The organism is Cytobacillus kochii, assembly GCF_020171845.1.
Classification (GTDB): domain Bacteria; phylum Bacillota; class Bacilli; order Bacillales; family Cytobacillaceae; genus Cytobacillus; species Cytobacillus kochii.
The window spans coordinates 376,609-396,768 of sequence record NZ_JAIVAM010000002.1; the positions used below are offsets into that span (position 1 = coordinate 376,609).

Annotated in this window: 19 protein-coding genes and 1 pseudogene; 11 read left to right on the forward strand and 9 right to left on the reverse strand. The window is 33.7% G+C overall.

Annotation, left to right across the window (positions count from 1 at the left end):
- Positions 1 to 153 precede the first annotated feature (153 nt).
- From LCM23_RS02785 to resA, 4 genes are all read right to left on the reverse strand, one after another.
- Entirely contained in the window at positions 154 to 495 is a 342-nt protein-coding gene (locus tag LCM23_RS02785) for an AbrB/MazE/SpoVT family DNA-binding domain-containing protein (protein ID WP_224935495.1), read from the reverse strand.
- A 201-nt stretch (positions 496 to 696) separates the two neighbouring features.
- A complete protein-coding gene (locus tag LCM23_RS02790) occupies positions 697 to 1,221 on the reverse strand; it encodes a CueP family metal-binding protein (protein ID WP_224935497.1) in 525 nt (174 codons plus the stop codon).
- Positions 1,222 to 1,386: 165 nt separating this feature from the next.
- Positions 1,387 to 2,091, reverse strand: coding sequence for a cytochrome c biogenesis CcdA family protein (locus tag LCM23_RS02795; protein ID WP_224935499.1), 705 nt, complete (start codon positions 2,089 to 2,091; stop codon positions 1,387 to 1,389).
- 32 nt (positions 2,092 to 2,123) lie between these two features.
- Complete coding sequence (gene resA, locus LCM23_RS02800; RefSeq protein ID WP_224935501.1) at positions 2,124 to 2,699, reverse strand: thiol-disulfide oxidoreductase ResA; 576 nt, start codon at positions 2,697 to 2,699, stop codon at positions 2,124 to 2,126.
- 328 nt (positions 2,700 to 3,027) lie between these two features.
- On the opposite strand from resA, the gene LCM23_RS02805 reads away from it, so the two are divergent.
- Complete coding sequence (locus LCM23_RS02805; RefSeq protein ID WP_224935502.1) at positions 3,028 to 3,354, forward strand: four-helix bundle copper-binding protein; 327 nt, start codon at positions 3,028 to 3,030, stop codon at positions 3,352 to 3,354.
- A gap of 72 nt (positions 3,355 to 3,426) precedes the next feature.
- On the opposite strand, the gene LCM23_RS02810 is transcribed toward LCM23_RS02805, so the two are convergent.
- Entirely contained in the window at positions 3,427 to 3,804 is a 378-nt protein-coding gene (locus tag LCM23_RS02810) for a cupredoxin domain-containing protein (protein ID WP_224935504.1), read from the reverse strand.
- 208 nt (positions 3,805 to 4,012) lie between these two features.
- The gene (locus LCM23_RS02815) at positions 4,013 to 4,594 is read right to left on the reverse strand and encodes a hypothetical protein (RefSeq protein WP_224935506.1); all 582 of its coding nucleotides are present in this window, start codon (positions 4,592 to 4,594) and stop codon (positions 4,013 to 4,015) included.
- A 223-nt stretch (positions 4,595 to 4,817) separates the two neighbouring features.
- On the opposite strand from LCM23_RS02815, the gene LCM23_RS02820 reads away from it, so the two are divergent.
- The 4 genes from LCM23_RS02820 to copZ all read left to right on the forward strand — a co-directional run bounded on the left by LCM23_RS02820 (position 4,818) and on the right by copZ (position 8,543).
- Positions 4,818 to 5,432 carry a nitrite reductase gene (locus LCM23_RS02820; protein ID WP_375544872.1) on the forward strand — a complete coding sequence of 205 codons (615 nt, stop codon included), beginning with the start codon at positions 4,818 to 4,820 and terminating at the stop codon, positions 5,430 to 5,432.
- Positions 5,433 to 5,608: 176 nt separating this feature from the next.
- Positions 5,609 to 5,911 carry a metal-sensing transcriptional repressor gene (locus LCM23_RS02825; RefSeq protein WP_224935510.1) on the forward strand — a complete coding sequence of 101 codons (303 nt, stop codon included), beginning with the start codon at positions 5,609 to 5,611 and terminating at the stop codon, positions 5,909 to 5,911.
- Between the two features lie 13 nt (positions 5,912 to 5,924).
- A complete protein-coding gene (locus LCM23_RS02830) occupies positions 5,925 to 8,309 on the forward strand; it encodes a heavy metal translocating P-type ATPase (protein ID WP_224935512.1) in 2,385 nt (794 codons plus the stop codon).
- Between the two features lie 27 nt (positions 8,310 to 8,336).
- Positions 8,337 to 8,543, forward strand: coding sequence for a copper chaperone CopZ (copZ, locus tag LCM23_RS02835; protein ID WP_224935514.1), 207 nt, complete (start codon positions 8,337 to 8,339; stop codon positions 8,541 to 8,543).
- A 775-nt stretch (positions 8,544 to 9,318) separates the two neighbouring features.
- Here copZ and LCM23_RS02840 read toward each other — a convergent pair.
- Positions 9,319 to 10,314: a hypothetical protein gene (locus tag LCM23_RS02840; RefSeq protein ID WP_224935516.1), complete on the reverse strand. Its 996-nt coding sequence runs from the start codon at positions 10,312 to 10,314 to the stop codon at positions 9,319 to 9,321.
- Between the two features lie 1,202 nt (positions 10,315 to 11,516).
- On the opposite strand from LCM23_RS02840, the pseudogene LCM23_RS02845 reads away from it, so the two are divergent.
- The 3 genes and pseudogenes from LCM23_RS02845 to LCM23_RS02855 all read left to right on the forward strand — a co-directional run bounded on the left by LCM23_RS02845 (position 11,517) and on the right by LCM23_RS02855 (position 14,006).
- A pseudogene (locus LCM23_RS02845) lies at positions 11,517 to 12,235 on the forward strand (TnsD family Tn7-like transposition protein).
- 1,097 nt (positions 12,236 to 13,332) lie between these two features.
- Complete coding sequence (locus tag LCM23_RS02850; RefSeq protein ID WP_224935518.1) at positions 13,333 to 13,662, forward strand: hypothetical protein; 330 nt, start codon at positions 13,333 to 13,335, stop codon at positions 13,660 to 13,662.
- Positions 13,662 to 14,006, forward strand: a complete 345-nt coding sequence (locus LCM23_RS02855; RefSeq protein ID WP_224935520.1) for a hypothetical protein — start codon at positions 13,662 to 13,664, stop codon at positions 14,004 to 14,006. Before LCM23_RS02850 ends, LCM23_RS02855 begins: the two co-directional genes overlap by 1 nt.
- A gap of 224 nt (positions 14,007 to 14,230) precedes the next feature.
- On the opposite strand, the gene LCM23_RS02860 is transcribed toward LCM23_RS02855, so the two are convergent.
- The gene (locus LCM23_RS02860; RefSeq protein ID WP_224935522.1) at positions 14,231 to 14,656 is read right to left on the reverse strand and encodes a hypothetical protein; all 426 of its coding nucleotides are present in this window, start codon (positions 14,654 to 14,656) and stop codon (positions 14,231 to 14,233) included.
- Between the two features lie 1,192 nt (positions 14,657 to 15,848).
- Here LCM23_RS02860 and LCM23_RS02865 point away from each other — a divergent pair.
- A complete protein-coding gene (locus tag LCM23_RS02865; protein WP_102415843.1) occupies positions 15,849 to 16,523 on the forward strand; it encodes a UPF0489 family protein in 675 nt (224 codons plus the stop codon).
- A 1,305-nt stretch (positions 16,524 to 17,828) separates the two neighbouring features.
- Complete coding sequence (locus LCM23_RS02870) at positions 17,829 to 18,056, forward strand: hypothetical protein (protein WP_051388439.1); 228 nt, start codon at positions 17,829 to 17,831, stop codon at positions 18,054 to 18,056.
- An 82-nt stretch (positions 18,057 to 18,138) separates the two neighbouring features.
- Here LCM23_RS02870 and LCM23_RS02875 read toward each other — a convergent pair whose 3' ends face one another.
- Positions 18,139 to 18,306, reverse strand: a complete 168-nt coding sequence (locus LCM23_RS02875) for a hypothetical protein (protein ID WP_161629289.1) — start codon at positions 18,304 to 18,306, stop codon at positions 18,139 to 18,141.
- 816 nt (positions 18,307 to 19,122) lie between these two features.
- Here LCM23_RS02875 and LCM23_RS02880 point away from each other — a divergent pair.
- A complete protein-coding gene (locus tag LCM23_RS02880) occupies positions 19,123 to 19,524 on the forward strand; it encodes a hypothetical protein (protein WP_224935524.1) in 402 nt (133 codons plus the stop codon).
- The last annotated feature ends 636 nt before the right edge of the window (positions 19,525 to 20,160 follow it).

The following is a 20,160-nucleotide window of genomic DNA, read 5'->3' on the forward strand; positions in this document are numbered from 1 at the left end:
AACACCTAAAGTAAATATACACCAAAAAAACCCTAGGATTGGAATAGTTCTAGGGTTTTTAATTCTATGATATCAAGTAGTTTTTAAGGAATAGTTATATCGTATAACACAAAAGTGCCTAATCATTTTATAAATATTTTTTTTTAAGTTCTATTATAGTTTTTTACTTTTGAGTAATATAAATGATTCGTCAATAGATAAATAAAGATGAAACACTTCGTCCTTTTTTAAATGCAATGTCCTCATTAATTCTTCTGGAATTCGAATAGATCCCTTGTTAGAAATTATCATTATGTTTTCTACTGTTTCACCAATTAGCTTCTTAATGACCAATTCCTGTGAATTTGTTATTAAACTTACTGTAACTGCATCTCCTGCTATTAATGACAGTGAATTTCTAATAGTAGTTGGAAGTGTTATACACTGGGATTTATTTAGAATACAATACAGACCTGTATTAATTAGTTTATTTTGGGAAGTATTTATTTCGTACACAAACAAACACCTCAATTCTTTTAAGAATATTAACAAGAAAATGTTAAGAATTTCTGCAGAAAAATAAAGTGAGGAGAGTTAATTAGTTAAAGGAAAAGAATCGAGTTGCTTATCTTTGATAAGACCCGATTCTAATGAAAGTATCACTTATAAAAAACACAATTATTTTCTTTTAAAACAAGAGGTATCCATGAGTAAACACTAAATTAACTGCATTGTTGTTATACAAGTATTATCCCCTTCAAAAGTTGAAATCTCAGATTCTGCTGTTTTACCATCGTATTGAATCTCTACCTTATATGTTTTGTCACGAGGTAGCCAAAAATCAATAAATCCATTTTCAAGAGATGTTATAGTTTCATCAACAAGCACATTACCTTCTTCATCTTGAATATAAACATCGAATTCCTTTTCTACTAATTCTCCCTGGCAACCAGTTAAGCTATGATCTGAACAAGGATGTGTAGTCTCAATAAATGGTGCAATGGAAACAAAAAATTCATCTTCAGGAAGGTCATAAGTAGTCTCTTTATTCTCACTATCAGTTACTATAAGCTCGTCTGAAGTAATGGAAGCAGAAACATCCTCATCTGCATCTCCAACACTGTAATCTTGGACTATCTTCTTGATATCTTGTGTCTCTACTTCGTTTGTTGTATTGTCACTACAAGCGGCCACGGTTAAGATAAGTATTAACCCCAGCACTGCTAATAAACTTTTTTTCATAAGTTGCTCCTACTCCTTTTTCATCTAATCTGTTAAACTTTAAAAGACCTTTATGTGGATGTTAAGTAAACCCTATATATTTTTACATTACTTATAAGATTAATTATAATATCCAAATGTGCATTATTTGTGCAAATTTAATAGAGAAATTGTGGTAAATTTAATTTAAAAACCATAAAAACCAAACCATCCAGCCAAAAATGAAGTTAATTTAGTCATCCAGTCAAAGAACAGTGCTACTCCCATGAAAATCATAATGTATCCACCGATTTTAACTAATTTAAGGCTATGTTTTCTAATCCACTTTAATTTACCAATAAAGAATGCCAATAAAAGAAACGGAATAGAAAAGCCTAAAACATAGCTAATCATCATAATCATACCAACATCGGGGCTGGTTGCAGCCAATGATAATACGATGGCCAGTATTGGACCCGTACAAGGAGTCCATCCTAATGAAAATGCCATCCCTATAATGAATGATCCAAAATAACCTCCCGGGCGATTTTTGAAGCCTATTTTTTTATCCTTCATTAGAAATTTAAAATTAAATACTCCTACAATTACTAGTCCAAAGAAAATGATTAAAATAGCACCAATTTGCCTAATGCCATCTTGATAAGTTAATAGGAATTCTGATATAAATGAAGTGGTAAACCCAATCATGATAAAAATACTTGAAAATCCTATTAAAAATAAAATGGTATGTAAAAGAGCCTTTTTGTTGATTTTTTTATTTTCCTCTCTTATCTCACTTACGCTCATTCCTGTTATGTAAGATAAAAACGCTGGATATAGTGGTAATACGCATGGTGAAATAAAAGAAAGAAAACCAGCCCCAAAAGCTAAAAATATGTTAATTTCATTCAATTTTTATCCCCCTTTATAAGAACATCAGCAGCCTATTGTTTTGGCAATATTTCTTTAAAATAACTCTCCAAACTTTCTAATGATAAGGCTCCATTTACAACTCTCTGAATTTTTCCATCCGGATTAATGAATATGGAACTTGGAATTGGTCCTATTTTGTATAAATCCCTGACCTCTCCTGTTTTATCATGGGGAATTGGAAAGGTTAGATCATATTTATCAATAAAACGATCGACAACCAATTCTGTACTATCTAAACTAACTGCAATAATTTCAATTCCTTTTTCTTTATATTCGGGATAAAGTGCTTGCATGTAAGGCATTTCATCTTCACATGGCTTACACCAAGTCCCCCAAAAGTTTAACATAACACCTTGCCCCTTAAAATCACTAAGTTGTATAGATTCTAATTCATTATTTTTATTAATTTGTTTTAATGTGAAGTCTGGAGCATCATCTTCTTCTTGATAAATCGTATTATCTGCTTGTAAATTGGATACTAATGCAAATACAATAGCTCCTATCATTACAGCTAAAATAGTCGTTCTAAAAATTAAGCGATTTCTTTTTTTGTTTTTCTTATTCTTTTTGGCTTGCTTTAGACTCATTTATATCTCTCCCTACAGTAAAACCCATTTGTTATTTATATACACAGTTCATTTTATTTTAAAGAAAATATGTGCATAAATTGTCAAGATATATTGTAGTTTTTATGAATACTCCTATTCCAAGACCAACAACAAGTTGTGCTTATACACAGCCAGAAGTATATAATTTCTCATATAAATATCGGTGATGATTTTGAAGATATATAATGCCAAGATTTATTAAGTTTTTGTGCAGTTTTTATGGAGTTTTTTAATTTCTGTTTATTCTAAAACAGTTTAGGTAACAGTATAAAAGGTATTAAAAATTTATTGAAGGAGAGATGAAACGATGGCACATGAACAACATTTAGAACTGATACAGGCATTACATGATTGTATGACTGAATGTAATCACTGTTACGATGCTTGTTTAAAGGAAGAGGATATCCAAATGATGGCTGAATGTATTCGTTTGGATAGGGAGTGTGCAGACATTTGTAATTATCTTGAACAAGCCCTTTCAAGAAATACACCATTTGTTTCTGAATTGGCTGCTGTATGTGCAAAGATTTGTGAGGCATGTGGAAATGAATGTAAAAAGCATGATCATGACCATTGCCAAAAATGTGCAGAGGCTTGCTTTAGATGTGCAGAGGCCTGTAAAAGTGTAGCATAATGGTACGGGAAGAATATAATCCTAAAACAAATACCCTGAAATGAATCCGTTCATTTCAGGGTATTTTTAGATTTATTGTACGACTAATGTTGATATCATTTCGTCATGTCCCTGCCCACAAGGGATATTACAGTATATCGTATATTCTCCTAGTTCATCTGGGGTGAATGTTGCTTCTCCTTCGCCCTCAATGCTAACATCAAGGCCGTCAATTGCTATTCCATGCATTCCCTCAGCATTGGTTAGTGTTACTTTGATCTCCTCACCTGCATTCACTGTATACTCGCCTTGGTCAAATTCAAAATTAGATGCGGTGATGTCGATCTGGCTAGCAGGTGAAGACTCTTCTTGGGAACCGGATTCACTTTGTTGATTTGTATTATCCCCACTACACGCAGCAAGTACTAACACGACACCTAAAAGTAGAGTAAATAATATATTTCTTTTCAAAATAAGACCTCCCATCTCTATGTTGAATGATGTACTTTTCAAGAATAAGGCTATATGGTAAATATCAATTTATTATGCAGTTAGAGAGACGAATGTGTGAACATTTCCATTTCTTGAACAAATTTATATTAAAAAATGCTGGGAGTATTAGCAGTGGTATTGTATTTACTCTTTAACTATTAGTTCTTCTAGTTTATACCATACAAAATTACTCGTTTGAATGATGCCCAATATGATTTTGTTTATGATCATTCGGAGTCTTAACATCAGTAAAAATCGGTCCTAATTGATTAAGTACAATAAAAATAAAACCAAAAAGAATAATTGTCAATAGTGGATTAGTATAGAATGTTACCTCTTTTTTACTTACTTCTTTTTGAATCAAATGGAGAAGGATTAGTAAAGTGGATAGAAAAAGAAAAAACATTATTTTAACGATTGCGTCATGATATTCTATCACTATCATTTCGCCAAGCATGGCTCCCATCATACCACCCATAATTCCAGATAACATTCCGTCCAATACCGCTATAATGCTTACTGGTATACCAGCCAAAAAACCAGCCGACATACCAACAGCAATTCCTAAAATTGTAGCCATAAAAAAGTTTTCAGAAATTAATATTCCAACAATAACACCCACAGTTAGACCAACACTCATACCCATTGACATAGCTATCATCATGCCAGCCATATTAGTGAACTTTTTTCTGTGGGAAATCGTTTTAAAAATAACAAGAACTGAGAGTGAGAAAATTGTTATGAGTATTAGAAGTAATGATATTTCCATTCTTTAGCTCCTTTCTTGTACAATATAATTAACCATATGTGTTCAGCAACTAAAAATATTCCTATCTTACTATCAAAATCGAGTAATTTATTACATATGAAGAATCTTAGATTTTTTAAACACTTTACATACACTAGGGGGGGTATAGTATCATGTGAGGGGAATTAGTATTTAAAAATACTGTTTATTGTATCGAGACAATAATATGGAAAAATAGGGGGAAATGAATATGGAGGCTAAGGTTAAAATCGCTGTGAATGGTGGAATAGGGTTTGGTGCAAAACTAAATTCAAAACAACTTATGACAATCTCAAAATATATGAATGAAGAAGATGAACTTGAGTTAACAACATTTCAACAACTCTATGTAGAAATTCCAGAAGATAAAAAAGAGGAAATCATTGAGGAGTTTGAAAGTGTTGGGTTGAGATGTTATCCCGTTGGAAATTACGTAAAGAGCTTGAGAACATGCAATTTCTGTAAAGGGGAAGAAAGAGAAGGAATGCCAGTGGCAAAAGAAATAAATCGCCGTATAGCAGGAAAACCTGTACCATTTACCCTAAAAGTTGCTTATACAGGTTGTATCATTGGTTGTGGCGAACCAATGTTAAGTGACATAGGTGTAATGAAGTATAAAGATCATTATAATCTATATGTTGGTGGAAAAACGAAAGGAAAAGATGCTGAGGTGGGTTCCTTGTTGAAAGAGAGTCTAACACCAGAAGAATTGTACGATACAGTAGAAAAAGTCATTACTGTATATGCTGAAGAGGGTAAAAAAAGAGAGCCATTCTTTAAATTTTTAAAAAGGATAGGTAAAGAACAAATAATAAGTTAATAATAAGCGTTGGATGGAAACTCATCTTCTTTCATTAGCAACTAAGTGAAATGCCTAACTGAACTTCCGGTGAAGTGTTAATAAAAAGAGAAATTATCATAATCTGAAGTTTTATTATTGACAACAATACCATACTAGGGTATAGTAAAATCATAACAAAAAAGGAAGTGATTCATTTGGACGAATTCTTACATGATCACCCAAGTAAACCAAGAACACAAGATGAAAAGCAAAAAACAATTAACCGTTTAAAACGAATAGAAGGTCAAGTTCGTGGAATACAGAAAATGGTGGAAGAGGATCGTTATTGTATGGATATTTTAGTACAAATAAGTGCCATTCAATCCGCTTTGAAAAATGTAGGTTTTGTTGTCACTGAACGTCATATCAACCACTGTGTCAGTGATGCGATTAAACAAGGTGAAGGTAAAGAAACAATTGAGGAATTAATGGGAGTATTAAAGCAGTTTTCTAAGTAAGGAGGGAACTATTATGAGTGAAACAAATCATGCAACACTTGGTATAACAGGAATGACCTGTGCAGCTTGTTCTAATCGTGTGGAAAAGGTATTAAATAAAATGGATGGAGTGGAAGCACAGGTCAATTTGACGACAGAGAAGGCCACCGTAGATTATGATCCAGATAAAACATCCATAGAAGATATAGCTAAAAAAATAGAGAATGTTGGTTATGGTGTTCTAACGGAGAAAACAGATCTCGATGTCTTTGGTATGACTTGTGCAGCTTGCTCTACCCGTATTGAAAAAGTATTGAACAAACAAGATGGAGTAAAACTTGCAACTGTTAACCTAACGACGGAAAGTGCCCAGATTGAATATAATCCTGGTTTGGTTGATGTACAATCGTTGATTGATAAAATCAAAAACATTGGTTATGATGCCAAACCAAAGGCGGAGGCAAAGGAAAAACAATCTTATAAAGAAAAACAGCTTAAAAATATGAAGACGAAATTAATTATTTCGGCTATCCTTACTTCACCTTTATTAGTTACAATGCTTGTACATTTATTTGGCATCCATATACCGGATATCTTCATGAATCCATGGTTCCAATTTGCTTTAGCAACACCAGTACAATTTATTATCGGTTGGCAATTTTATGTTGGTGCCTATAAGAACCTGAAAAATGGCGGGGCAAACATGGACGTGCTTGTAGCATTAGGTACGAGTGCTGCTTATTTCTATAGTTTATACGAAACATTCATGACAATTGGAAATACAGAGTATGTGCCACATTTATATTTTGAAACAAGTGCCGTTATAATCACTTTAATTTTATTTGGAAAATATTTAGAAGCTAGAGCTAAAAGCCAAACAACAAATGCTTTATCGAAACTACTCAATTTACAAGCGAAAGAAGCTCGTGTAGTACGGGATGGTAAAGAAATGATGGTTCCAGTTGAAGATGTAGTTGTTGGAGATCATTTAATTGTAAAGCCGGGAGAGAAAATACCTGTAGATGGTATTGTTATCAAAGGAAGAACATCTGTTGATGAATCAATGCTTACGGGTGAATCCATTCCAATTGAAAAAGATTTAGGAGAAAAAATAATTGGTTCTACAATTAATAAAAATGGTTCCATTGAAATGGAAGCAACAAAAGTAGGGAAAGATACGGCCTTAGCATCTATTGTCAAGGTCGTGGAGGAAGCTCAAGGGTCAAAGGCACCAATACAACGATTAGCTGACGTTATTTCAGGTTATTTCGTTCCGATAGTCGTCGGTATTGCTATCTTAACCTTTATTATATGGATTACTCTAGTTCAACCCGGACAAATTGAATCAGCTTTAGTCCCAGCTATTGCTGTACTTGTTATAGCTTGTCCTTGTGCTTTAGGACTTGCGACACCAACATCTATTATGGTTGGAACAGGAAAGGCTGCAGAAAGTGGGATTTTATTTAAAGGTGGAGAACACCTAGAGGGAACACATGGAATAGAAGCAATTGTACTTGATAAGACAGGTACAATCACAAAAGGAAAACCCGAAGTTACAAACTTCACAGGTGATGAGGAAACATTACAGTTACTTGCAAGTGCGGAAAAAGGTTCAGAACATCCACTTGCAGAAGCTATTGTTGCCCATGCAACAGAGAATAGTATCGACTTTTTGGATACAGACGATTTCACAGCGATACCTGGTCATGGTATTGAAGCCACGATTTCTGGGAAAAGGATTCTTGTTGGAAATAGAAAGTTAATGAAAGATCATCAAATTGATATATCAGGCTATGAAGAAATATTAGTGAACTTTGAATTAGATGGTAAAACTGCTATGTTAATTGCCATTGATGGTGAATATCGAGGTATTGTTGCAGTAGCAGATACGATTAAAGAAACGGCTCCAGAAGCTATTAAGCAATTGAAGGAACTTGGAATAGAAGTAGTTATGTTAACAGGTGATAACGAAAGGACAGCTCAAGCAATTGCAAAACAAGTTGGAATTGACCAAGTAATTGCTCAAGTTTTACCTGAAGAAAAGGCAAATAAGGTAAAAGAAATTCAAGCCAAAGGTAAGAAAGTTGCTATGGTTGGGGATGGTGTGAACGATGCACCTGCACTTGTTACGGCAGATATTGGAATTGCCATTGGTACTGGAACAGAAGTAGCGATTGAAGCTGCTGATGTTACAATTCTCGGTGGCGAGCTATTGCTTATACCGAAGGCAATTAAAATTAGTCATGCAACGATTCGAAATATACGACAAAACCTTTTCTGGGCTTTCGGATACAATACAGCGGGAATACCAGTTGCAGCAATTGGATTTCTTGCCCCGTGGATTGCTGGTGCAGCAATGGCGTTAAGTTCAGTAAGTGTTGTTACTAACTCCCTTCGCTTAAAGCGAGTGAAAATATAAAAATTAATTTAAGGAGGTGAAAAGGTCATGGAAAAGACAACTATGGACGTTCAAGGCATGTCATGTGGACATTGCAAAATGTCAGTTGAAGGTGCATTAACAAAATTGGATGGTGTATCAGTAGCTGAAGTTAATTTAGAAGCTGGTAAAGTAGATGTAACTTTTGATAAATCAAAGGTAAATGTTGATGCCATGAAAGAAGCTATTGAAGAACAAGGCTATGATGTTGCCTAATTATATGAATAAAAGCTGATTTTCTGTATAGAAAGTCAGCTTTTTTAGTCTTATGTCTTCCTGCCTTATTCTTCTTATCACTGCTAATACAGTTGGTACATTAAAGAAAGGAGCGGGAGGAAAATAGAGGGCTCAATATATATGTAACTCGGTAATTCTGATATCTATTAAATGTTTGTTTAACTTAAATAGAGCATAAATTCAGGCTAGATTCAATAGTAAATCAGTCTTTTTGTTTTGTTCAATATCCTTCAATCCTTTACCAATTGGGTACATCTGGGTTCCTACCCTAACGATATAAATCCAACGTATTCCTACGCTCTATTTAGTATGTTTTCTACTCGTAGCAGCATCTAATGTTAAGTTGCTACATTTCCTCATCTTTATGTTTCTACTCATAGAGTAAAAAATAGCTATCAAAAGAAAAAAACCACCCCGAATCGCTCGACCAAAAGCTAAGGGTAGTTTCTTTATACAAAACTTGTAATTGAGTAGCCTCTCGCTTCGATAATACTACTGGAGACTTCGTGTTACTAGCACGGAGTCTTTATATCATAAATTACAGTAACTTAGATATTTAAAAGTAGAAATATAGTCAATTCCATATTTAGGAGGTTTCAAGTGTCTCTCCGAAAATTTTCCCAGTAAGTCTTCGGATTTTCTTTAAGTTCGAAACTTACTTACCGCTGTAAATTTTATTTACTTTACGACACTCTATTGAAAAACCTTTTGCATGTGGTCAGGGTAAGCTACATTCCATGCAATGTTAATACATTCATCTCAGCTCTAAGCCTATCAAATCAGCGGTACTGACTAACGCTTTTCTGATTGTGTCTTCAGCAATTATTATGTTACCTTTGCTATAATAATCTGCGATCTCCTTTACACTCCATTCTTGAATTTGAAATCTTACCAGCCATTCGAAGTGATCTTTATTTCTTTTTTGTTTTCCCTCTATATACCCATGTTTCTCCATATATAATTTGGTACGTAACTGATATAACTCTTTGTATTTCTTATAAGCTCTATCAACAGACTCTTCAAATTCAGTCCAAGTTTCTATTCTCGGGTCCCACCCCTCTCCGATAATGTATCCTTTTACATTTTCTCTATCCCCTTTTAATGCAAATCGAACATCCATATCATAGTTTACAAGAACATTCTCATAATCATTGGCTTCAGGTTCAAGATTAAGTACATTAAACTCATGTAAATTATCTAGGGCTGGAGTAAAAACGAATGGAAAAACTTTATCTGGGCGAAGTTTATCCCCAGTTGCTTCTGATTCATCTTCAAAGTAAATAACATTTGTGATGGACCAAACATAAATGTGTGCTGGCACCTTAGTGCCGATTCGTTCATAAAACTTCTTCCGATCCTCAATATCTTGTTCATGATCACGTCTATCTGGGATTGCCCATAATGCAATTTCTAAAAACGTTTTGTTATCTCCTTGTTGTTGAAATAAACTATATTTTTTAGCCCATGCTACAATAGCATTTTTTAACTCAATTAAATGAGAATTGCTACGCTCCTTTTCAAAAATATCCCAATTATCTATAAAGCTGCGTGAGGAATTTCTCTGTTGTTCATGAGTTTTTTCAGTTTCTGAATATAACGGAATAATTGAATCTAAATCTTCTACAAGTTGGGGCTCTAAAGTTTCAGCAACCCTTAAAAAGTAAGTTATGGCTTCGTGGTGGTAGGAATCAGTAAATACGGGCATATGATTTAGCTTTTTTCTCTGTGGATGAAAGTATACTTTTTTCACAAAATCACCTCAATGTTTTAGTTAATAGTATTTTCTCATCTTTAATTTCCATTTGATAGGAAATAGAAATATATTTTAAAAATCTTGTCAATCTGGAGTTAAAAAGTTAAAGGGAATAACAATTTGGTAAGATCCAAAGATATAGGAAATAGTTTTTCGTTGTTTAAGAGAGACTGTGGTACGATGAAGGAAAAGAGAAAGCAGGAGGGAAATTGTCTCCCTGCTAAAATCCTCTTCCCTCTGCTAAAATGTCGGTATCCACTGCTAAATAGTTGGTATATTAGAGGGAAGAGTGTGGAGGAAAAAAAGAGCAGGCGAATATGTACTCAATCATTTTTCAATCGTAAAATTAATTATATTTCAGGCTGGATCCAATAGTGGTCCAGTCTTTTTCTATGTTTCCAATAACCCACCAATCCTTTGTCCAATAAGGGTTTCAATAGCCTTTTCAATTTCTAAATCCGTAGGATTTCCAATCTCTATTTAGTTTGTTTCCTAAATGTAACACCATCCTACAATTGCTATATTTCCTTTCTTTTCTCTTGATTCTTCTCTCTGTTCGGTACGAACTCTTTAACATTGTCCGAATATTCTATACAATCCAGAGCGGAGAAAAGAGGACAAAAATGGGGGTTTTGGGGAAGAACTTAATAACATTGCCTTTAGGCGTAAAAGAGTGAGTGAAGCCTTGGGGGATAAGGGGTTGAGGGGAGATTGGTGAGGGAAGGAGAAAGTAACAGGGGGATATAGTAGAAGAAAGTGAGAATAAAGAGTTAATAGACTAATAATATTGGAGATATAAGATAAAATGGGTATAGTCCAATAAAGGATGAGCAATTATGTGTTACCAAAAATATCTATAATAAACAAAGAAAGTTCTTACTTTTGTAATTCATAACCAGTCTACAAAGAACTTGAATTTATCATTAGAAATAGTAAAAGACCACCGAGGATTTAATTAAGATTGGTATGTAAATTTTGTTCATGTATTTTTCTTTGATTTTTATTGAAGTATCACTTGGAAGTTTATAATGGAGAATTAAAAAAGAAAATGGATATATGTGACAGATAATAGATATGGTGAAAAATTGATGCAAAGGTAAACAATAAATAAATCAATTATGAAAAGAACGGTAAAATCTTCAAAAAGGGCTTTTCAGGAATATTATTTAGATGAATTTCTTAAAGACATAGATGTTGGGATGGAATCCACAAAATTATGGTTGGCCTCAATTACAAGAAAACATCGAAAATCATTTCATCCCTATTATCATATTCTATTACTTAATTTTCTTGGATTAGAAGTTAATGAAGTTTTCCGAAAAACTCCATTAGAGGTTGAACCTTTTGGAAAACCAAAGTGGCCCTGTTTAAACATAGTTTGTCCAAATTACAAGAAAGATGTTATTCAGGAAGTCCGATTAGAAGCTGTGAGAGAACGAAACAGCCTATTGATAAGTTTTCTTGTAAACATTGTGATTTTACCTATACTAGAAAAGGTCAAGAGCAGAATGGAGTAGATCGTTTTAGATATACCAGAATAATGAACTTTGGTTACCTTTGGAAAAAGGAGCTTAGTGTATTGGTTGAGGAGAAATTAAGTTATCGGGAAATAGCTCGTAGGCTACATGTTGATCCTAATACGGTGGTTAAATATGCAAATGCAGACGTAAATGAATCTAAATCTACGGAATTTTTGAATGTAGATAAAGCTGATTCAATGGTATATCACCATAAAGCATGGTTGCAATTGTAACAAGATTATCCGAATCTATCTAAAACAAAACTGAGAAACAAAAAGCCGTCAACGTATGCCTACTTGTATAGAAATGATAAAGAATGGTTACATAATAATTCACCTAAACTACTAAAAGGAAATAGAGAAAATAAACGGATAGATTGGGAGAAACGAGATCAATAAATTTTAGATAGGGTTCAGAAGGCAACATGGGAACTTAGAAACCGGAATGTAAAACCAAAGAGGGAAACAGTTAAAAGCATTGGGGATGCAATAGGTGAAAGAGCGTTATTAGGGCAAAAATTAGATAAGATGCCGAAAACCAAAGCATTTATTAATGAGGCTTGGGAATCCGAACAAGAATTTCGTTTACGTAGGGTAGAGCAAGTTATCCAAGACATGAGTAAAGCGGTTGAAGTAGTAAGGTTATGGAAGGTGCTAAGAAAGGCAAATATAAAAAAGAAATTTTATATTGAAATACATCAGGTAATTCAGATTCATATGTTTAGAATAACTAATATTAAAGATAAGTCCCTTGATTAAAACCAAAAACATCAAGAGGCTTTATATATTATACTTCTAATCTCCTTGATGTCTTATCACGATTGGCTTTCGGGCTTTTACTCTGGCACTTAATTGGGATTATTTCTGATCTTATTCCTGGCTCTTTCTTAGGCATTTAAGACCGATCTAAGGGAAAAGGTAAAAAAGGATGATAGTAAGAGTGAAGAAAAGCATGAAATGCCTTCCGCAAATATCTATTGTTAGAAAAAATTGAATGACTTGGCTTGGAATTTTAATGAGATTAGAAAGAAAGAATTTTTACCAGCATGGATAGCGGAGGCAGAAAATCTTGAATTAAGTGAATTAAATAGTTTTCGAACGGAATAAAAAAGGAGATGGATACAGTCCAAAATGCATTTACGTTCTCCTATAATATCGGAGTAGCTGATGGAAGTATGAACAAGTTAAAAACAAACAAACGCATCATGTCATGTATGGCAGAAGCAATTTTGAACTTCTACGGAATAAATTATTACTGCTTGAATCACGTAAATTCGACTAGCTTTGGAAAGAACCTTTTTTACGCTTACTCTTACTATGTATATTTGTACCCATTTATCAAAATTTAGTAGAGGAACATTATAGTTTGATAAGTTAGAATAAAAAAACTATAATATCTTGTTTGAATTAAAATAATTTTCCGATATAATAATAGGTAGTAATTACCACATTAGTGGAGTGTAGTTACTATATTAATAGGAATGGAGGATGAATAAATGAAAAAAAAGGTGTTTGTTTTAATGTTTTCTACGTTATTATGTTTCTCCGCATTTGGAAATCCAGTATTTGCAGAAGAAAGTGTGGCTGTTGAAAAGGAAGGCGAAGTTAATCCAGAATGGGCACCGGTTACAAGAATTTGGCATGAATTCGGACCGGTTGCATATCAAGGACGCACGGTGTATATACAAACAACTAAATATAGAGCGTCCTTCGAGGGGTACGTATCTGCTAGAAATGTAGGTGGAGGACTTTTCATGTATGAAGGGTATTTATACAATTCTCAAGGGCCTATTCCGATACCTGCTAAAGTTAAGGAGGATAAGTAATGAAATTTTTAACTAAAATTTTAGCTTTTACATTTCTGCTGACGTTTGGCTCTATTATTCTAGTTAGTCAAGGAGCTAGTGCAGACGAGCTTGATGGTGATAATGTGGAATTACAAAGTGCCAATTCTATAAGAGCAGCTACTCATATTGACAAACCAATTAGAGATTTCGACAGAGGATTGGTATCGTTCCCAGATAAAATTTGGCATACTAGAGGAGAGTATCGTGGATATTTATACGTAAGGAACTTTGAAGAATTAAGCAACGGTATGCTTAGAGCAAATTACGTAGGTACTTTATATAAATACGTAAGTCCAGTTAAAACTGATCCGGAATTAGAGTAGTAAGAAAAAGAGGTAAATTTACTTATGTCTTCATCATTCAAAAAATTCCAGCAATCAAGGTGCAATTGCTGGAATTTTTTCTTTTTAGTTATATTAAAAAAGATTCGAACTTGACTAGAGATAGAATTGCTTCTTATTTTACTGTCATTGACATTTATCCTGACTTTGGAGAGCCGGGGGTTCTGAAAGCTCTTAAAAAGACTGAAGTCCATTATTGATATTTTTTATCTTTCAATAAATTCAACGTGAGAATGTGATAAATTCGTGTAGATATTTTTATATTTACTTACTTGCTCAGAATCCTCAATTTGGAAATCTGAATCACTGATCTCTGCTGAATACTCGCTAAAGTCTTTATCACTTTCTTTTAGTGTAAATTCTATTTCTAAAGATTCATTCTCATTTTCAAACTGAATCACAAGTTCATCATCTTTCAGCTCATATGTTCCTTCTTCGCCATCAATAGCATCAGTAATTACCTTTCCATCTGTAAATTCTAATGTCATTATAGAGTCATATTTATCAGGAGTGTTAGGTGATGAAACCACACTAACATCGAACGTTTTTCCCGATAAATTGCCGCTGTTGCTACAAGCTGTTATGATGAGTATGGATAGAACTGCTATTAGTATTATAAAGCTTTTTTTCATGTAAAAATTCCTCCTTTTATTAGTAATACGATGAAGGATGTTTATAAGTTTCAAAAAATTATGGTATTTTTATTTTTCGTTCAAAATAACCACCTAACTTTCTCGGGGTAATTCAATTTTCCTTATCCACATCTGCTACATCATAATTTTTAGTCCGTAAGATGGGTCGTCAACTTCGCCTATTCATTCCCAATGATTAGAGCATTCCTATCTCTTATAATCACGAGGACTAGAGTAGTTTTTAAACCACACATGATAATTTAATAGGAATTATAGTGAAAAAAAGACTATCTAGCATGTAGCGAATTAATACAAACCATATAACGGGCAACCAAAGCGTTTCCTGTCATTTTTTAAACTTTGATAGTATTTTCAAAGTTGCCATGAAATCAATATGGCATCGTTCTTGCTTCATCAACACTTCTTCTTTCCTTCGCTTTTGGAAAACTCAAGTTGTATTAGCGTATGTATTCGGATGGTTTTTCAGTCCTCTTCCAATTACTTTTTTAAGTCAATACAATTCATGCTTCGGTTCCAGTTCTTTTGCTCAAATTCCAATTCTGAAAGTTTGACGGTGCTTTTCCGGTGGATGATCCCAACTAATAGATTCATAATACTTCTTGTCTGTCTTAACGAACTCAAACTATTCATCATTTACTCCCGTAAGGCGGTGACTTCATTCATCATAAAGATACAATTTATATTTTTACCAACTATAATGACCGTTATAAATAATAAACAGAAAAACCATTGCTAATCAGATGAAGGAACTTGAAATTAAAGACATATTTCTTGAAGTGTATTTTAATTCAGTATTAATTGCTTACCCTGTATATTAGATAATCCATAGTGAAAGTGTTGTGGGGGTAAAAAGCATCTGAAAATACTATTATGACGTAAACATTATCGAGGTGCTACCTCAGAAAGGTGGGTGCGGCTTGCTTTTAAAGCTTGGAGATTGAGCGGAGAAAAGAGGACAAAAATGGGGGTTTTGGGGAAGAACTTAATAACATAATTGATGGAAGAAAAAGTCGAGATAAGAGGGTGGAAGCCTTGAGAGATAAGGGATTGAGGGGGAATTCGGAAAAATTCCAACTATTTAACAGGGAGATATAGTAGAAGAAGGAAATGATGAGAAGTAGGACGAAATAAGACAATAGTGTGATATTCTGTTTTTTGAGGAGGGGTAAGGATGAAGAAAGTTAATGATATGGATGGTACTTGGAAAATAGCGTACCCTAAACGAAATATCTACATAATGCGTGATCATAATTGGGCTTTTTCAGCTTGGGAAATAAGTAGACTTAATAAAAAAATAGAACCAAAAGCAAGATTATTACATGTTGATTTTCACGATGATTATTTTGAGCCTATTGAGGAAATAACAGAGTTGAAAACGGAACAAGATGCTCTCAATATTGGGGAAAAACTTGATATTTTTGAATTTATAAGAGCGAGCCAAGGGACGGGCACTATTAAAGATGTGTATATGATAGGCGACTATGTTAGACCTCCAGGTGAAGTTTTTCACTCTTATACTCTAAATCAGTTTGAACATGAGCATCGGATGGAATTCTTTAGTCCAGAAAATCAAAGTTTTATTTTGGATTTAGACCTGGATTTTTTCAACTTACATGCCTATCAATCTATTGAGAATAATTATAATAGCAATCCCTTTCGTTATAGTGACGAGTTCATCAAAAAGCAGTTGGAGCGATTTAAGCAGTATGATGATGAAGGGTGTTGGGATTTAATAACTGTAAGTATTTCACCTGAACACTGTGGCGGAGATCAAACTGCACAACAAATACTTGAAATTTTCCTTAAATCTTTCGAGTTAAATGATGAGGAATATATTCATTGGTAGTAAAGGGAATAAAAATTTGGGCTGGAACCAATACGGGTCCAGTCTTTTGGTTATGTTCAATATCTATCCAATCCCTTGTTCAATAAGGGATCATGCGTATTTCCAATCTCTATTAAGTTTGTTTCCTAACTGTAATAACATCCTACAATTGCTACATTTCCTATGTGTTTTAGTCTCTATCTCGCCCTATAATTGTTATATTTAACTCAATTATGCACCAAGAATTGTTCCTTGTAGAAATACTGTATGAATGAGAAATGGCTCAACCATGCGTATAATCACTTTCTGGTTCTGGAAAATTTAATAGGAATTAAGCTAAAAGTATGAAATAAAATGCTATCCTATAATTGTTATATTTAGCTTTATTGTGTAGCTGGGAGATATCCATAAGTTATCGTTTATTAATAAAAAAGGCACAACAGAGAGGTCTAAACCATGATATAATCCGTTGGATTTCCTCTTTCTCCGTTTTTTTCTCTGTCCAATATCGTCTTACAATTGCTACAATGTTCTGTACTTCCTCAATCCTTTTATTAATAACAACTTCAGTTAGTTTTAATAGTTTTCCTAATTCTATAAATCCAACGGTTTTCAACCTCTATTCAGTTTATTTTTTCTCATCCACCTTCAGCCTGCTGGGTGTTCAAGTATCTCTTACAGTCTTATCTTTTCCTCTATTATCGTGCCTACTCTAGATCGAAACTATGATTAAGGATTATAAGAAATGATTAGAACGGTACAATAATTGAAACAGATAAAGAATTAGAAATTAAAGGATGTTAATGAATATGCAATTTTAGTCGATGACATTTGGGAAGAGCCAAACGGCGAAATGATATTTTCCCATATTACTGCTGAAGATGTATTTGATAGGGCGAGGTTCCCTGGAGAACTTAGGTCTTTATAGAAAGTTGTTCATAATATTATAATTAGGCTATCAACATTGTAGGTATAGACCTGAAAAGACTTGATTAATACTGTCGGTTTCTTTATAATTCAAGAAATGTAATAGGGAAGTAATGGTGATATAAGTGGACGGAAGTGGCTTTCATTCAGGAATTAGAATAGAATTTTTAAAAACTCGTATTCGATAAGGAATGCGAGTTTTTTTAATGCTTCCATTGTTTATAGTCAATAGAAAATCCAAATACCAGAAGGGATTGTGTAGGATGACAAAAAAATGAATAATATACGGTGGAAGAGCTGGATTTAACTATGTGAGCTTTACAGAGCGATACCAGTCTGTGTCAGAGGATTAATTAGAAAATTCTATAGGGTAGAATTAAAACAAAGAGGAGGATATACGTGACAGATCATAATAATGATACACATAAAACTTTCAACACGGAAAAAATAAATAACCCGGGTCGAAAATACGCTCATTTAGATAAGTGGATAAAACTTACAGGTGAGATGGCCAGAGCCCAAGCTAGGGCGAAAGGAAGATACGAAGTTTATATTAAGAATGGACAGTGGGTAAAAGAATACCCTAATGGGGAAATCATTCCCTTTTCCGAAGAGGAAAATGATTGAACTGCCTATTTTGCCTGTCTGGATCTTTGACCTTTTATTTTAATTTAAACTGATTAGCTTCACAATAATAAGTATGAGGATGTTATAGACGTTTCAACAACTTGTCAAAACTTGCTTGTAACTGCTGATACTCTTTTTCCTTATCATTTTGTTGATAACTCTCTAAATTCATTAGGAATTTTTGATGTAACTCTTTACTGTTACTATAACTTTTGCATAGGTTCCTTTTCAATTCTTGTCCGATAGTCATTCTACATCCTCCTTGATTGTAACTCAGAACATTATTAAACGAATTCATGTAGTGTTCAACCTAACTACATAAGAATAGTATGATTATTTATCTTATAATCCTAGTATATAACCTTTTGAGTGTGTGTAAAAGTGAAGAATGTAGATTTCATGAGTATCTTGTATTTTAACTTTAGTGGTCAACACTTCTCTAGGACTAGATAGCTATTTTCAGATAAGGGTGTTGATACTTTTTCATCAAAAAATCGTGATTTAGTAGGAATCTGTCTTACAGGGTATCAACACATTTTGAAAGTTGTAAAAGTGTTGAGTGTTCCTTTAAAGATAGTCTGATAGTGGCATTTATTTAAGTAATGCTTAGCATAAAAAAGTTAAACCACCAAGGTTTGGACTCTACTCTAAATACGTTGAAGGCTGGAACTAGAACTGAAAGCAGGGGTGAGAAAAGCATCTATATATCATAGATTGCAAATAGAAATTAATTCTTTTTGTAGGTGCCAACCGGTGCTTAGTAATCAATATAGTTAGAACAAGTTGAGAAGTTGACAAAGATGTAACGAAAAACAGGATGACCGAATCATAACCCTATACATTGTATGAAGTAGATAAGCTAATTGTAATCGTAGTAAAAAGCATTTCCTTGTAATTTAAAATATAACAGAAGGAATTTGAAGGGCACCCGTTCTTTACCTGTACGATACGATGGATTACAATAGGAAATCTATTCTGTGATAAAGGAAGAATGAGGACTTAGTTAAGACAATACTTAATAGATTTGAAAATTACTATGTAAAAGATAAAAGGAAGGTGATGCGATATGACAGACCAAGAACTCACTAAAAGAAGGATGGATGAAGAGCAAGCATTAGGGTTTTTGCTCTTGGCTTGCAAGCAACTGGGTTACTCCTTAGATCAAGTCCAACAGATTCATTCCAGTATGAATTTACAATTTAATAAGCACTCTCCTGATGTGGCGAAAAAGGAGGGAGAGAAGTGGTTTAGTTCTACTAAAAGTACTAGACGCAATAACTATAGCAATCTAAAAAATGAAAGCAATAAAAAATATAAAAGAGCAAACGTAAGAATCCCCAAAATATCGGAAAGTAATCGCTCGAGGAAACTCCGAGAGAAAAACGAAAGAATTGTAAAGGAGTTAAACCGGATGGAGTATGGACCATGTGGATTATTCAAATTAATTAGAAAATGTAGGGGAGATTAAGAGTGATATAGGTGTGAGTGTAGTAAATTTAAAGAAAAAACCACCCCGAAACGCTCGGACAAAGCTGAAGGGTGATTTCTCTTTAAATTATTTAATTGAATAGCTTCTCACTTCGAGCAAGCTACATATGATTACTCCGTGTTAGCAGCACGGGGTTTTCTTATTTCTACTATAGCATGCTGCTTTGAAGGATATCAAATTTTCTATAACAAAAAGTGTTTTACAATAGCTTGTTGAGTTAAACCACATTGAAAATCCCGACCAAAACTGCGGTTTATAACTTAGAATCAATCCAAAGTTTACGAAAAGTTGCAGTTTATAACGATGGAATTGCCCCAGTTTTGACTTTCGGCAAATAATTTATAGACAAACCACGAATTAATAATACTTTTATTGACTCCCAGCAAAAAAGTTGCAGTCTATTACGGAGGATCGATCCAAAGTTTAAGAAAAACTGCAAAACTTAGCGGGGTGTCGTTACGAGTTTTGCCATTAGTCAAAACACAAAAGCTCTTGTATGAATTCTTTGGAGGCTATCATTAGGAATTATAATATTTTCAACTCGAAACTCGTCCAAGCTGTTAATAGTACGATTTGAATTTAACAAATCAGGATGACCGAATCATAACCCTATAC

Bases quoted from the DNA above. Each gene is read 5' to 3' on its own strand.
- LCM23_RS02805 (WP_224935502.1), top strand. From the start codon at position 3,028: ATGGCACATGAACAACATTTAGAACTGATACAGGCATTACATGATTGT.
- LCM23_RS02865 (WP_102415843.1), top strand. From the start codon at position 15,849: ATGAAGAAAGTTAATGATATGGATGGTACTTGGAAAATAGCGTACCCT.
- LCM23_RS02790 (WP_224935497.1), bottom strand. From the start codon at position 1,221: ATGAAAAAAAGTTTATTAGCAGTGCTGGGGTTAATACTTATCTTAACC.
- LCM23_RS02830 (WP_224935512.1), top strand. From the start codon at position 5,925: ATGAGTGAAACAAATCATGCAACACTTGGTATAACAGGAATGACCTGT.
- copZ (WP_224935514.1), top strand. From the start codon at position 8,337: ATGGAAAAGACAACTATGGACGTTCAAGGCATGTCATGTGGACATTGC.
- LCM23_RS02815 (WP_224935506.1), bottom strand. From the start codon at position 4,594: ATGGAAATATCATTACTTCTAATACTCATAACAATTTTCTCACTCTCA.
- LCM23_RS02850 (WP_224935518.1), top strand. From the start codon at position 13,333: ATGAAAAAAAAGGTGTTTGTTTTAATGTTTTCTACGTTATTATGTTTC.
- LCM23_RS02820 (WP_375544872.1), top strand. From the start codon at position 4,818: ATGAATATGGAGGCTAAGGTTAAAATCGCTGTGAATGGTGGAATAGGG.
- LCM23_RS02880 (WP_224935524.1), top strand. From the start codon at position 19,123: ATGACAGACCAAGAACTCACTAAAAGAAGGATGGATGAAGAGCAAGCA.
- LCM23_RS02875 (WP_161629289.1), bottom strand. From the start codon at position 18,306: ATGACTATCGGACAAGAATTGAAAAGGAACCTATGCAAAAGTTATAGT.
- LCM23_RS02860 (WP_224935522.1), bottom strand. From the start codon at position 14,656: ATGAAAAAAAGCTTTATAATACTAATAGCAGTTCTATCCATACTCATC.
- resA (WP_224935501.1), bottom strand. From the start codon at position 2,699: ATGAGTCTAAAGCAAGCCAAAAAGAATAAGAAAAACAAAAAAAGAAAT.
- LCM23_RS02855 (WP_224935520.1), top strand. From the start codon at position 13,662: ATGAAATTTTTAACTAAAATTTTAGCTTTTACATTTCTGCTGACGTTT.